This is a genomic window from Bradyrhizobium hipponense (assembly GCF_008123965.1).
Taxonomy (GTDB): domain Bacteria; phylum Pseudomonadota; class Alphaproteobacteria; order Rhizobiales; family Xanthobacteraceae; genus Bradyrhizobium; species Bradyrhizobium hipponense.
In genome coordinates this window covers 32,285-46,783 of the sequence record NZ_VSTH01000127.1, presented here as the reverse complement: position 1 = coordinate 46,783, position 14,499 = coordinate 32,285, and the positions used below count along the sequence as shown (strand labels likewise).

At 64.9% G+C, this 14,499-nt stretch carries 8 protein-coding genes; 6 read left to right on the top strand and 2 right to left on the bottom strand.

Annotation, left to right across the window (positions count from 1 at the left end; translation table 11 throughout):
- Positions 1–63: 63 nt before the first annotated feature.
- The 4 genes from FXV83_RS31590 to FXV83_RS31575 all read left to right on the top strand — a co-directional run bounded on the left by FXV83_RS31590 (position 64) and on the right by FXV83_RS31575 (position 7,538).
- A complete protein-coding gene (locus FXV83_RS31590) occupies positions 64–1,557 on the top strand; it encodes a flavin-containing monooxygenase (protein WP_148743491.1) in 1,494 nt (497 codons plus the stop codon).
- A 128-nt stretch (positions 1,558–1,685) separates the two neighbouring features.
- Entirely contained in the window at positions 1,686–2,759 is a 1,074-nt protein-coding gene (locus FXV83_RS31585; RefSeq protein WP_148743490.1) for a hypothetical protein, read from the top strand.
- 414 nt (positions 2,760–3,173) lie between these two features.
- Positions 3,174–4,367, top strand: a complete 1,194-nt coding sequence (locus FXV83_RS31580) for an efflux RND transporter periplasmic adaptor subunit (protein WP_187436300.1) — start codon at positions 3,174–3,176, stop codon at positions 4,365–4,367.
- Positions 4,368–4,379: 12 nt separating this feature from the next.
- The gene (locus FXV83_RS31575) at positions 4,380–7,538 is read left to right on the top strand and encodes an efflux RND transporter permease subunit (RefSeq protein ID WP_148743489.1); all 3,159 of its coding nucleotides are present in this window, start codon (positions 4,380–4,382) and stop codon (positions 7,536–7,538) included.
- Between the two features lie 171 nt (positions 7,539–7,709).
- Here FXV83_RS31575 and FXV83_RS31570 read toward each other — a convergent pair whose 3' ends face one another.
- Positions 7,710–9,977, bottom strand: a complete 2,268-nt coding sequence (locus FXV83_RS31570; RefSeq protein WP_148743488.1) for a cation:proton antiporter domain-containing protein — start codon at positions 9,975–9,977, stop codon at positions 7,710–7,712.
- A 419-nt stretch (positions 9,978–10,396) separates the two neighbouring features.
- Positions 10,397–11,569, bottom strand: a complete 1,173-nt coding sequence (locus FXV83_RS31565; RefSeq protein ID WP_148743487.1) for an MFS transporter — start codon at positions 11,567–11,569, stop codon at positions 10,397–10,399.
- A gap of 60 nt (positions 11,570–11,629) precedes the next feature.
- Here FXV83_RS31565 and FXV83_RS31560 point away from each other — a divergent pair, with 60 nt between their 5' ends.
- Positions 11,630–12,430 carry an AraC family transcriptional regulator gene (locus FXV83_RS31560; RefSeq protein WP_187436295.1) on the top strand — a complete coding sequence of 267 codons (801 nt, stop codon included), beginning with the start codon at positions 11,630–11,632 and terminating at the stop codon, positions 12,428–12,430.
- Positions 12,431–12,700: 270 nt separating this feature from the next.
- Entirely contained in the window at positions 12,701–14,053 is a 1,353-nt protein-coding gene (locus tag FXV83_RS31550) for a malonyl-CoA decarboxylase (RefSeq protein WP_148743485.1), read from the top strand.
- Positions 14,054–14,499 lie beyond the last annotated feature (446 nt).

The following is a 14,499-nucleotide window of genomic DNA, read 5'->3' as shown; positions in this document are numbered from 1 at the left end:
GCCGTACAGCGCGGCCGAACGCGGCCTGCTGTGCCCAGAACACTCGAATTTGCGAGCAATCCGATGGTCAGTCCAAAGTATGTCTGCGTAATCGGCGCCGGCGTCTCCGGCCTTGCCGCCGCCAAGGCGTTCTCGACTCGCGGTCATCGAGTCACCATCGTCGAGCGCAGCGGCGATCTCGGCGGCGTCTGGGAGCCCGCGCGCTCCTATCCGGAGGTGCAGACCCAGAGCCCCAAGGAGCTCTACCGCTACACTGACCGCGCCATGCCCGACTCCTACCCGGAATGGCCGACCGGGCCGCAGGTCCATGCCTATCTCAGCGACTATGCCCGGAGTTTTGGCCTCGACGCCATGCTGCGCCTCAACACCGGGGTATCGGGCATGGAGCGGCGCGCCGACGGCAGGCCGGGCTGGACGCTCGCGCTCACCAACAAGGACGGCGCAGCCTCGATCGAAGATTTCGACTTCGTCGCGGTCTGCACCGGGCAATTCAACGAGCCGCGGGAGTTGCACTGCGCCGGCAAAGACGGGTTTGTGGCGAAGGGCGGACAGGTCCTCCATTCATCGAAATACAACGATCCGGCACTGACCAAAGGCCGCCGCGTCGTCGTGCTCGGCGGATCGAAATCGGCGACCGATATCGCGGTGAACGCCGTGAAGGCAGGCGCACGCGAGGTGACGATCGTGATGCGCGAGCCGGTCTGGCGCATTCCTTATTTCATCGGCGGGCTCGTGAACTTCAAGCGCATCCTCTACATCCGCGCCCAGGAGGAGATGTTTCCGGGCTGGGGTATCGGGGCGATGTCGCGGCTTGCGCACCGCATCGCCGCACCGTTGGTCTGGGCGAACTGGCGCGGGCTGGAGGGCCTGTTGAAAACGCAGCTCAAGCTGAAGCGATGCAAGATGGTGCCGAAGGAGCGGATCGAGGACGGCGTCAACTGCTCGGTACCGATCGCAACGCCCGGCTTCTATCCGATGGTGGCCGACGGCCGCATCAAGGCCGTGCTCGGCAGCTTCGATCATTATGACGGCGACACCATCGTGATGAGCGGCGGCGAGCGCGTCGCTGCGGATGTCGCGCTGCTCGCGATCGGCTACAAGCTCGGCGTGCCATTCCTGCCCGCCGCGTATCAGGCAAAGCTGGTCGACGCGGACGGGCAGTACCGGCTCTATCGCTTGATCGCCAATCCCGACCTGCCGGATCTTGGCTTCGTCGGCTTCAACTCCTCATTCTGCACCGTGCTCTGCGCCGACCTCGCCGCCAACTGGCTGGTCCGTTATGCCGACGGTCAGCTCGCACGTCAGCCGAGTGCGCAACAGATGCGCGAGAACATCGAGATGATGCTGCACTTCAAGCGGGTCGAGCGGCCGGCCGCCGGCGTCTACGGCGGTCTTTGCGTCGCGCCCTATCACTACCGCCATTTCGATGAGCTGCTGGCCGACATCGGCACCAAGGAACAGAAGCGTGGCGGGCTCGCAGGCCGCTTCCAGCCGCCGGACGCGGATGCCTACGCGAAGTTCCTGGCTTCGGCTCCGGACTATCGTGCGGCGGCATGACGGCGAAGAATTGCTGTTGAGCGGGGATTTGCATCTCGCCAGCCCTCGCATCCGATGTTTACGATCCCCTTGGCCATCGAATCGACAGGCCTCATCGGAAGGCCTTCGCAGACCTTGGGGAACGGGCAATGAGACCGAGACGTCTTGCCGTTGCAGCCTTCATGGCTGTTGCCTTCGCCATCATGGCGCCCGCCATGGGACAGAAGGATGCGCTCACCGCCAGGCAATCCGATGCGCTTGCCGCCTACGAGCGCGCGCTCGTCGATTTCAAATCGATCCTTGCCGAGCGGCGCAACCAGATCGAGTCGAAGCAGCCGCTGCCAAACCTGCCCGGACAGGCGATCTATCTGGCGCGGGTCGCGGTGATCAGCACCTACAAGGATCTCACTGACGCCATGCCGTCCAGGATCGGAAGGCCGAACAAGTTCGAAATTCCACCAGCCTATTTCGACGCCGACATCGAACCGCTGATCGACGAATACGGACGGCTGTTCGACCTGATGGAGGCGCCACCTGCCGGCGCGCAAGCCTCGGCAACGCCGTTCAAGGACGTCGTCGATCTTGCGGTTGCGATCGCGCGCGCCAAGGGGCTGGCCCCGGTTCACGCCGAAGCGGCCGGCCGGATCAGCCTCGGGCTGTTCTTTGCGGAGACCAACGGCAAGCAGAATGTCCGCAACGGGCGCTCGAACACCTATATGGGCAGTCTTCAGACCGGCCCGTCCGAAGACCGTAACGGACGCCGGAAATGGGAGGCCATCAAGCCTGCGGTCGCCGCGGCCGATCCCGAGCTGAACGCGCGCGACGACAAGGAAGAGGCGCGCGCCCGCGGCACCGATCACCGCTTCAACCATTGGACCGCGGTGCGAGACGGCCTCATGAATGCGCATGCCGAGCTTTTCGCGGAGATCCCCGTGATCGTGAAGACGCTGCCCGATCCGATCGACCAGATGAAGCTGTTCGAGCTGATCCAGATCATTCCCACCCCGACACGTTCAGCGCTCAAATCTGGCAATCTGCTGGACTACAGGGTGTCTAGTCCCACCATCATGAAGCATCTGCGCAACAACAGCATCTTCGCATTCGGACAGGCCGACAGGTCGCGGACCTCGCCAAGCTTCCGCGAAATTCTCGGCGCCATGTGGCTGTTCAACAGGAAGTTCGAACGGGCGCTGGCGAAGTACGCGGAGATCAAGGAGCGGTGAAAGATTGATCGGCCGCAGGCGGAGCGGATCGATGCTACTGGACGTTCCTGGAAGGGAACGACCTCATGCGCTGGGCGCCCGCGATCGCTTCCGATGGGACTGCCCCTGCCCGACTTCGTGGGCTTCCTCACGCGCGATAGGTCGCCAGCAGACGAGGCCGGATTGACCTTGCGACCGCTGGCGGTCACCGCGCGCGATACGCTCGACTGGCTCGATGCCAGCAACGGTCCCGTCATCGGTCTCACGAGCAATGAAGCGGCTGCTGTCCGCGTGGCGCCTCGTCATGACAAACCTGTCAAAGGCCATGCCACTGTTTGCAGTGCAAGCCCCCTGGCTGCCATGGCTATGGTGTTCCACGGCCGATCATTTGTTGCTAGCCTGCCGCTCCGACAGACTGCAATCGGGGGCCATCGAATGACCTGCGCGAATTCCGCATCTCCCGCACGACGCAATGGTGAGTGGAGACATATCGGGCGGGCGCTGGCCGCCATGATGGCCGTGATCGCGCTCGCCGGCTGCGAGGACAAGAACACTTTCGTCGCCCCGCCCCCGCCCAAGGTGGATGTCGCCGCGCCGGTGCAGCGGGCGGTGACGCGCTATGTCGAAGCCACCGGTAACACGGCGCCAATCAAGAGCGTCGATCTCGTGGCCCGCGTGCAGGGCTTTCTGCAATCGATCGATTACCAGGACGGCACCTTCGTCAAACAAGGCACCCAGCTGTTCACGATCGAGCCGGAGACTTACAAGCTCAAGCTGGACCAGGCGCAGGCAGCCGAAGCCGGTGCGCAGGCCACGGTCAAGCAGGCCGAAGCCGATTTCAAGCGGCAGGCCGAGCTCGTGCAGCGCCAGGCGGTCTCGCAGTCCACCCTCGACACCTCGACATCGACTCGCGACAACGCTCAGGCGACTCTCCAGCAGGCCCAAGTCAATACCAGGCTCGCCGAGGTCAATTACGGCTACACCAAGGTGAGCGCGCCATTCGACGGCATCGTCAGCGCGCACATGGTCTCGATCGGCGAACTCGTCGGCGTCTCCTCCCCGACCCAGCTCGCGACCATCGTCGCGATGGACCCGATCTATGTGAACTTCACCGTCAACGAGCAGGACGTGCTGCGCATTCGCGCCGAGGCGGCCCGACGGGGTCTTACGCCTACTGACCTCAAGCAATTCCCGATCCAGGTCGGCCTGCAGACCGAGTCCGGCTATCCGCATGAAGGCCACCTCGACTATGTCTCGCCCACCCTCAACACCTCGACCGGCACGCTTGCGGTGCGCGGCCTCGTGCCCAACGACAAGCGCGTGTTGCTGCCTGGTTATTTCGTCCGCGTCCGCGTGCCCTTCGATCAGGATCAAGCGGCCCTGCTCGTGCCGGACACCGCGCTCGGCAGCGACCAGGGCGGCCGCTATCTGCTCGTGGTCGGCAAGGACAACACCGTCGAGCAGCGCAAGGTGCAGATCGGTCCCGTCGACAACGGCCTGCGCGTGATCGAAAGCGGCCTGAAGCCGGACGACCGCGTCGTCATCGCAGGGCTGCTGCGGGTGATCCCCGGCCAGAAGATCGACCCGCAAGTCACAAAGATCGAGCAGCCGCAGGCGTCTGCCAAGTAGGAGCCGCCGGCCATGATCTCAAAATTCTTCATCGAGCGGCCGGTCCTCTCGAACGTCATCGCGCTACTGATGATCCTGGTCGGCGGGGTCGCGCTGTTCAACCTCGCGATCGCGCAATATCCCGACGTGGTGCCACCGACGGTGCAGGTGACCACGCGCTATCCCGGCGCCAGCGCCAAGACCGTGATCGACACGGTTGCCTTGCCGATAGAACAACAGGTCAACGGCGTCGAGGACATGCTCTACATGCAGTCCTATAGCGGCTCCGACGGCACCTACACGCTAACCGTCACTTTCAAGATCGGCACTGACCTCAACTTCGCGCAGGTACTGGTGCAGAATCGCGTCTCCAGCGCGCTGTCGCAATTGCCGACGTCCGTGCAGAACCAAGGGGTCACCGTCCAGAAGAAGTCGACCTCGATCCTGCTGTTCGTGACGCTGACCTCGCCGGACTCCCGGTTCGACAGCCTCTACTTGAGCAACTACGCCACCATCAACATCCGCGACGAGCTTTCGCGCCTGCCCGGCGTCGGCAACGTCACGGTGTTCGGCGCCGGCCAATATTCGATGCGGGTGTGGCTCGATCCGAACAAACTGCAAGTCCGTGGCCTCGTGCCGCAGGATGTCATCCAGGCGATCCAGCAGCAGAGCCAGCAGGTCTCGGCCGGCCAGGTCGGTGCGCCGCCGACGCCACCCGGCCAGGCATTCCAGTACACGCTCAACGTCAACGGCCGGCTCGACGACACCGGCCAGTTCGAGAACATCATCGTCAAATCAGGCACTAGCGGCGACGTCACGCGGGTGCGCGACGTCGGCTGGGTTGAGCTCGGCGCGCAGACCTACAGCCAGATCTTCTCGCTCAACAAGCAGCCCGCCACCGGCATCGGCGTGTTCCAATCGCCCGGCGCCAACGCGCTTCAGGTCGAGCAGGCCGTCGAGAAGAAGATGGCGGAGCTCGCCAAGCGGTTCCCGGAAGGCATCAAATACGACACGCCGTTCGACACCACCAAATTCGTCGAGGCCTCGGTGCACGAGGTCTACATGACCCTGATCGAGGCTGGCCTCCTGGTGCTGGTCGTGATCCTGGTGTTCCTGCAGGACTGGCGCGCCATGCTGGTGCCGGCGACGACGGTGCCGGTCACCATCATCGGCGCCTTCGCCGCGATGGCGGCGCTCGGCTTCACCATCAACATGTCGACGCTGTTTGCGATCGTGCTGGCAATCGGCATCGTGGTCGACGACGCCATCGTCGTGGTCGAGGGCGCCGCCCACAACATCGAGCAGGGCATGAACGGCCACGACGCCGCGATCAAGGCGATGGACCAGCTATTCGCGCCGATCGTCGGCATCACCCTGGTGCTGATCTGGGTGTTTCTGCCGGCGTCGTTCCTCGCCGGCCTCACCGGGCGGATCTATTCGCAATTCGCGCTGGTGATCGCCGCGACCGCGCTGCTCAGTGCCATCAACGCTGCCACCTTGAAGCCGACGCAATGCGCGCTCTGGCTGCGGCCGACGGTGCCGCCGGAGCAGCGCAATTTCTTCTACCGCGGCTTCAACGCGGTCTATAACAGGCTCGAGCGGGGCTACACGCGGCTCATTGGCGTGCTGTGCAGGAACAGCACGATCTCGGTTGCGATCGCACTGGTGCTGATCGGGATCGGCGGCTATGGCCTGTCGCGGGTGCCGACCGGCTTCCTGCCGATCGAGGACCAGGGCTATCTGATCGCCGCCGTGCAGCTGCCCGATGGCGCCGCGCTGGAACGAACCCAGACGGTGCTCGACAGAGCGAGCGAGCTGATCAAGGAGACGCCGGGCGTCCAGCAGGTCATCACCATCGCCGGCATCTCCGCGCTCGACAGCAGCGCGAGCCTGGCCAATGCCGGCGTCGCCTACATCATCCTGAAGGACTGGGAGGCGCGCAAAGGACCCGGCGAGGACCTGCGCTCGCTGGTGTACGGGCTGAACGACAAGCTCGCGACCATCATGGAAGCGCGCACGGTGGTGCTGCCGCCGCCCCCGATCCAGGGCATCGGCAACGCGGCCGGCTTCTCGATGCAGGTCGAGCTGCGCGACGGCAACAGCGATTTCGCAAAGCTCCAGGCCATCACCGGTGCGATGGTCTCTAACGCCCAGAGCCAGAGCGCGCTGCAGCGGGTGCAGTCCTCGTTCCGCTCTTCGGTGCCGCAGTTCAACGTCGAGATCGATCGCATCAAGACCCAGACGCTGCACGTGACGACCGATCAGGTGTTCGCGGCGCTGTCGACCTATCTCGGCTCGTCCTATGTCAACCAGTTCAACAAGTTCGGCCGCGTGTTCCAGGTGTACACCCAGGCCGATCCGGCGTTCCGCGTCACCGAGCGCGACATCGCCAACATGCAGGTGCGCAACTCGAACGGCGACATGATCCCGATCGGCACCGTCGCCAAGATCACGGCGGCGACGGGCCCGTCGCTGATCAGCCTGTACAACCTCTATCCATCCTCAACCATCGTCGGTCTGCCGGCGCAGGGCTATTCATCCGGCCAGTCGCTGCAACTGATGGAAGAGATCGCAGACAAGACGCTGCCGCCGGGCACCGGCTTCGAATGGACTGCGATGTCGTATCAGGAGAAGGCGGTCTCCAACCAGATCTACTGGGTGTTCGGGCTTGCCATGCTGCTGGTCTATCTCGTGCTCGCCGGCCAGTACGAGAGCTGGTACGCGCCGATCTCGGTGATCCTGGCGGTGCCGCTGTCGCTGATCGGGCCGATGCTGATCCTCAACGCGTTAAAGATCGATAATAATCTCTACTGCCAGATCGGCTTGATCCTGCTGATCGCGCTGTCGGCCAAGAACGCCATCCTGATCGTCGAGGTCGGGCTTGAGCTGCACGGGCGCGACGGCAAGCCGGTGCTGGAGTCCGCGATCGAGGCGGCGCGCGCCCGTTTCCGCCCGATCCTGATGACCTCGTTCGCCTTCATCCTCGGCGTGGTTCCGCTGGTGCTCGCAACGGGCGCCGGCGCCAGTGCGCGCAAGTCGATCGGCATCACCGTATTCTCGGGCATGCTGGCCTCGACCTGCCTTGCGGTGCTGTTCGTGCCGGCCTTCTTCGTGGTGGTGCAGCGCTTCGAGAACTGGCGCGCGTCGAAGAAGTCGCCGAAGGCGCAGCCGGTGGCGGAGGTGAAGTCCTAAAGCAAGTTTGGCAGATCGTGCGGCCACGAACTCGCTGCAACCTCTCCCGCTTGCGGGAGAGGTCGGCGCGAAGCGCCGGGTGAGGGCTCTCTCCTCATCGGGAGTGTCCCAATGAGGAGACACCCTCTCCCCTGCCCTCTCCCGCAAGCGGGAGAGGGAGTGTACCGGCCTTCACGCCTTCTCCGCCGGCGCCTGCTGCGCCTCGCCGCTCGAAACCAGCAGCACCGAGACCTTCGACCGCCCGAGCACGGCGCCGGCGACGCCACCGAAGGAGAGATGATCCGCCTGGATGCGGTCGACGCCCATCACCACGAGATCGACGTCGGTGGTGTCGATCTCGCGCAGAATCGCAGCTTCCGGCGCGCGGTTCACGCGCAAGGTCGTGGTGATGTCGACGTCGTAACGGGCGGCGAGGTCGCTGGCGTCCTTCAGGATACCTTCCTCCTGGCTCAGCCCGCGGGACGCGCCGCGCTGCGCGCCCTTGTCCCGCGTCGTCGCCACATAGATCACCCGGAGCGAGCCTGATCCGGCCTGTGCCAGTGCGACCGCGACTTCCGCGCCGCGCTTCGAGACACCGCTGCCGGAGATGGGAACGAGGATGTTGAGGGCGTCCGGCGTCGGCTGCTTCAAATGCTTGCCCTTGGCCGCCACGATCGCGAGCGGACCTTCGAACCCGGCGGCGATGTCCTCGATCGTCTGGTCGAAGCGGTCCTTGGCGGCGGTGATCTTGCCGACGCCGACGACAAGGAGATCAAAGCCCTTGCGCGCTTCGGCGGCGATGGTCTCGCCGAGCTCCGCGCGCCTCGCCCGCGTGACGACATCGACGCTGCCGGCGTCGCCCTCGCCATGGGCCGACAAGGCTCCGGCGGCCTTCTTCACCACGGCTTCGTGGCTCTCTTCTGCGCCGCGGCCCTTCTCCTGCTCCTCGGCGCGCTTGCCGATATGCAGGACGGTGATCGGCAGGCCGCGCTTGCCGGCGATCAGGCCCGCGATATGTGCGGCGAAGGTGGCGTTGACGCTCTCGTCCACCGCCAGCAGGGGACGTTCGAGATTGGCGACGAAACCGCGCTTCTCGAACTCCTCGCGCTCCAGGCGCCCCTTCTCGTCTTCGCTCATCGGTAGCTTCGCCAGCGCCGCGCGCAGCATCGGCGGCATCGCCATCGTCGTCAGGATCGCCATGGTCACGATCATCGTGAACAGGTTCTGGCTGAGCACGCCGATGGACAGGCCGATGGTCGCGATGATGACCTCGGTCGAGCCGCGCGCGTTCATCCCGCTCGCGAGCGCCAGGGACTCCCGATAGTTCAGGCCGCCCAGGGTGCCGCCGACGAACGCGCCGCCGAACTTGCCGACACTGGCGATCACGACCAGCAGGCCGGTGAGCATCAGGAGATTGGGGTCGCGGAGCACCGACAGATCGGCGCTGAGCCCGGCAAGGCCGAAGAACACCGGCATGAAGAAGCTCGAGATCAGCCCGCGCAGGCGCTCGTCGATCTGCCGCGTCAGGATCGGCGATTCCCCGACCAGGATGCCGGCGACGAAGGCGCCGAGCACCGTGTGGACGCCGATCAGATGCGTGATCAGCGCCATCGCGCCCATCAGCAGCAGGATCACCGTGACGACCGGGGCGGTGCTGACGAGCGTGTCGTTGGCCCAGCGGATCAGCTGGAACACCAGCCGGCGGCCGATGGTGAAGCTGACGGCGAGGAAGGCGAGCGTGCCGAGCACCGCCTTGGCGAGGGAGGCGACATCCAGCGTGCCCTGCGAGGCCAGGCTGAAGATGACCGCGATGATGATCCAGCCGATGGTGTCGTCGATCACGGCGGTCGCGACGATGATCTGGCCGACATTGCGGCGCATGAAGTTCATCTCGCGCACGACCATCGCGACGATCTTCACCGAGGAGATCGACAGCGCCGTGCCCATGAACAGCGAGGCCACCAGGCGGGCTTGCGGATTGGGCAGCAGCGCATCGGGCAGGAACTCGCCGAGCGCAAAACCGCAGGCGAAGGGCACGAGGATGCCGGCGATCGAGATCGCGATCGCGGCTTTGCCGACCTTCCTGACCAGCTTGAGGTCGGTCTCCATGCCGGTCAGCAGCAACAGCAGCAGGATGCCGAATTGGGCGATGCCGTCGATCATCGCCTTCTGCTCGGGCGCCCTGGGGAAGATCGCCTGCTGCGCCTCCGGCCAGATCCAGCCGAACAGCGACGGCCCGAGCAGGATGCCGGCGAGCAGCTCGCCCATCACCGAGGGCTGACCGATGCGCTGCATGGTCTCGCCGAGGCCGCGGCCGACGGCAATCAGCAGCACGATCTGCGCCACCAAAAGGAATTCGGAGGGAGCGGCCGATTTGCCGCCCTCGGCACCGGCCGCAATCGTGGTGAGGACAAGCGCCGCGGGGACAAGATCGACCGTTCGGAGCAGGCTCCACTGCATGCGGGTGTCTTTCCCCCTTCAACTGTCCCGCCCCTTCAACGTCCCGGCAAGTGCCGGAGGAAGTAGAACCCGCGGGAGGTGGAGCGGGTTCCCGCCGCTCGCGGCCGGCTTGACGGGGCGAAAGCAAAAAAGTCGAAAACAACCCCATGCAAAGTAGAACGGCGTTGATGGCGTTGAGGTTTTCTGGCCGAGGTTTTGTGGCCCGCGCCGACGTTTGACTCGTCGGGCAAAACACCGGCAGAATTGCATCATGGGCGGCTTGCGCGAAGTGCCGCCATATCCCCTCATTCCTAGCTTCTCCGTCATTGCGAGCGCGGCGAAGCAATCCAGAGTCCCTCCGCGGGGCAGTCTGGATTGCTTCGTCGCAAGGGCTCCTCGCAATGACGATGTGGCGCGAGCCGAGGGCCTCGCGACATCCGTTAAACCGGCTGCGGCGTCCTGATCTCGCGGGGCAGGATGAGCGCGGCGGCGATCGCCAGCAGGCAGAGTGCGGCGAAGGCGTGCAGCATGGTGACGAAGCCGCCCTGCTCGTAGAGCCAGGCAACCAGGCCGACGGAGGCGCCGGCAGCGGTGAAGCCGACGAAATAGCGTACGGCATAGGCGCGCGAGCGCCACTCTTCGGTGGTGTATTTGCCGACCATGGCGTCGTTGACCGTGACCTGTCCGAAGGCGCCCATGACGATGCCGATCGAAACCAGGATCAGCGGCAGGTTGGACAGGGTCGCGGCGAGATACAGGAATGGCGCCAGCATGAACGACAGCGGCAGCGCCACCGCCTTCAGCGAATAGCGGTCGAGCAGCCGGCCGATCGTGTACTGCGTCATCGCGCCGAACACGTAGACGCAGGCCGCAATCACACCCAGCAGCGCAGGACTTCTGGTGAGATCCGCGAGCCGCTCCGCAAACAGTTTTGGCAGCGCCACCGTCACCGCGTTGAAGGTCGTGGAGATCGCGATGACGACGATCAAGAGCGCCAGGATCACGCGCCACATGTCCTGCTTTGCCACCCGCGCTTGAGCCGCCGCCTGCTTGCTGCCCTTGCGGTCCTCATGCACGACCATCATCGCAAAGCCGATGCCGATCAGGACCGTCACTACGCCTGGAACGATGAAGGCGAAGCGCCAGCCGAGATACTGGCCGATTACGCCGGTGACCAGAGCCGAGGACGCCACGCCGAGATTGCCCCAGACGCCGTTCAGCCCCATCTCGCGGCCGAGTCTGTCGGCATAGGACACGATCATCGCGGTGCCGACGGGATGATAGATCGAGGCGAAGATGCCAATCGCAAACAGCGCCGCGCCGAGCTGCGACGGGGTCTGCACCAAGCCGACCGAGATCATGGCCGCGCCAATGCCGATGAAGAAGATCAGCATCATGTGGCGGCGGCTCCAGCGGTCCCCGAGCCAACCGGTCAAAAGCGATCCCGCACCGAAGGCGACGAAGCCGGGCGTCGCATAAGGCAGCAGCTCCGAATAGGCCATGCCGAGCGCCGGCCCCATGATGATCACGGCGGCGGCGAAGATCAGCATCGCATAATGGTCGATGAAATGGCCTGCGTTGACGAAGCCGATCACCCGGCTGGGGCTGTTCATTCCGAATCCTCTCCTGCACCGAAATGAGTTATATGTCGGACCCATGACGGGATGCTGCCAATGACTGTCTTGGAAACGCCAATTCTGCGGGAGGTCCGGAGCAACCATCGCTCACCCGCGGGCGTGCACCTGGTCGCGCGCGACTATCCCAAGGGCTTACGGATCGACCCGCATCTGCACCGTGAGGCGCAACTGGTCTATGCGGCCAAAGGCACCATGCAGGTGACGACACCCAAAGGGCGCTGGCTGGTGCCGCCGGACCGCGCGGTCTGGATTCCGGCCGGGCTCGAGCACGCCATCGATCTGCTCGCCGACATCGAGATGCGCACGCTGTATTTCGACCTGCCCTGGCTCAAGCAAGAAAAGCGCTATCAGGGCCTGACCAAAGAGTTCGTGGTGCGGGTGTCGCCACTGCTACATCAGGCGATTCTCGCGCTGTTCGATGCCCGCAACACGGCCGAGCGCACCGAGCTGCTGGTCCGCCTGCTGATGCTGGAATTGCACCAGGCCGAGGATTCCGCGACCTTCGTACCGCTGCCGCGCGAACCGCGCTGCCGGCGTGCCGCGATGATCGTTCTCGACGATCCCACCGGCCTGCACGACATCGACGCGCTGGCGCGGGACGTCGGTACCTCCGCGCGCACGCTGTCGCGACTGTTCTCGAGCGAGATACAATTGAGCTTCAAGAGCTGGTGCCAGCGCGCTCGCATCGCGGCGGCGATCGAAAGACTGTCGACCGATGCCAACGTCTCGGTCAAGCAGCTCGCGGCCCAGCTCGGCTATGCCAGCGTGCCGGCTTTTTCGGCGGCGTTCCGCCAGGTGACGGGACGGACGCCGACGGAGTTTGCCGGGAAGGGGTAGCCTCCCTCGCGCTGTCATTGCCCGCGAAGGCGGGCAATCCAGTATTCCGAGGCCGCTGTTGCTGAACCGATAGGCCGCGGCGTACTGGATGCCCCGCCTTCGCGGGGCATGACGGCGTCGGATGACATGACGGCCTTCGCGGGGCATGACAGCTTTCTTGCGGCGCATGGCACCGCTGAAGATGCAGGCTTCGCCTGCTTGAATGTGATCGGCTTCCGCCTAAATCCTGTGTAAGCTTCCCGCACCGCACAACCGGATTCGAAAGCCCAGATGGCCAATGCCTTCTTCTCCGATCTGCTCGCCACGATCTCCGAGCGCGGCCGCACGCTGCTTCGCCGTGGCGATTCTGCTGATACCAAGCAGGATGCCGACGGCCTGATCGAGCTCTGCGGCGCGCTGCTCTCCGGTCGGGGCGAAGCGTCCGGTACCGCCATGGCGCGCGAGGTGCTCGATCTCTATCAGGACCTGGACGCGGCCGGTCGCCGCGCGTTCTTCGAGGCCCTGGTGCGCGATTTCGGCCCCGATCGCGAGCGTCTGGCAAAAGCGGTCGAGACGTGGCGCGCCGGGCCCAGCGACGAGGACGCAAGTTCATTGCATTTCGCCTCCGAGCCGCGGCGGCAGGAGTTGATCCGCCGCCTCAACCGTGCGCCCGGCGGCACCGGCGATCTCGTCAAGATGCGCGCCGATCTGCTCGGGATGATGAACGGGCACACCGATCTCGCCGCGCTCGATCGCGACATGTCGCATCTGCTCTCTTCGTGGTTCAACAGGGGGTTTCTCGTGCTGCGCAGGATTGACTGGTCGACCCCGGCCAACATCCTCGAAAAGATCATTCGTTACGAAGCCGTGCACGAGATCAGCGATTGGGACGATCTGCGCCGCCGCATCGATCCGGTCGACCGCCGCTGCTACGCCTTCTTCCATCCCGCCATGGTCGACGAGCCCCTGATCTTCGTCGAGGTGGCGCTGACCGAGACGATCCCCGGCGCGATCGCGCCGCTGCTCGCGGTCGACCGCCGGCCCGTCTCGATCGAGCGGGCGCGCACCGCGGTGTTCTATTCGATCTCCAACACCCAGCGCGGTCTCGGCGGCATCTCGTTCGGCAGCTTCCTGATCAAGCAGGTGGTGGAGGAATTGCGCCGCGAACTGCCGAAGCTCGACAATTTCGTGACGCTGTCGCCGGTGCCGGGCTTCATGCCGTGGATCAAGCAGGACAAGGACCTGCCGCTCTCGGACGAAGACCGCGAGCTGCTGAAGCGCCTGGACGAGCCGAAATGGTTCGAGGATGCGGATGCGACCGCGCAGCTGCGCGGCCTGATTGAACCGCTCGCCGCCCACTATTTCCTGAAGGCACGCACGCCGAAGGGCCGGCTGATCGACTCGGTCGCCCGCTTCCATCTCGGCAACGGCGCCCGGCTCGAGCGCATCAACTGGCTCGGCGACCTCTCGCCCAAGGGCATGCGGGAGTCCGCGGGCGTCATGGTCAACTATCTCTACCGCCTCGACGACATCGAGAAGAACCACGAGGCTTACGCCAACGACGGCGAGGTCGTGACCTCAAGCGCGGTAAAGAAGCTGCTGAAAGGCGAAGGGCGGCGGCGGCTGGATATGAGGTTGTCGTAACGGACGGCCGGCTCGCACCACCTCGTCATTGCGAGGAGCCCTTGCGACGAAGCAATCCAGACTGCCGCCGCGGAAGGACTCTGGATTGCTTCGCTGCGCTCGCAATGACGGAGAGTGTGGCGACACCTCGCACGATTCCAGCTCCGTCGTCCGCGGGCTGAGGGCCCGGCCTTGGCACACCGCCCTCTCCGCCGTCATTGCGAGGAGCTCTTGCGACGAAGCAATCCAGACTGCCGCCGCAGAAGGACTCTGGATTGCTTCGCTGCGCTCGCAATGACGGAGAGTGTGGCGACACCTCGCGCAACTTCCAGCCTTCGTCCGCCGAGGCCCGGCCGCCCTCAGCCGACACCGCCCTCTCCGCCGTCATTGCGAGGAGCTCTTGCGACGAAGCAATCCAGACTGCCGCCGCGGAAAGACTCTGGATTGCTTCGCTGCGCTCGCAATGA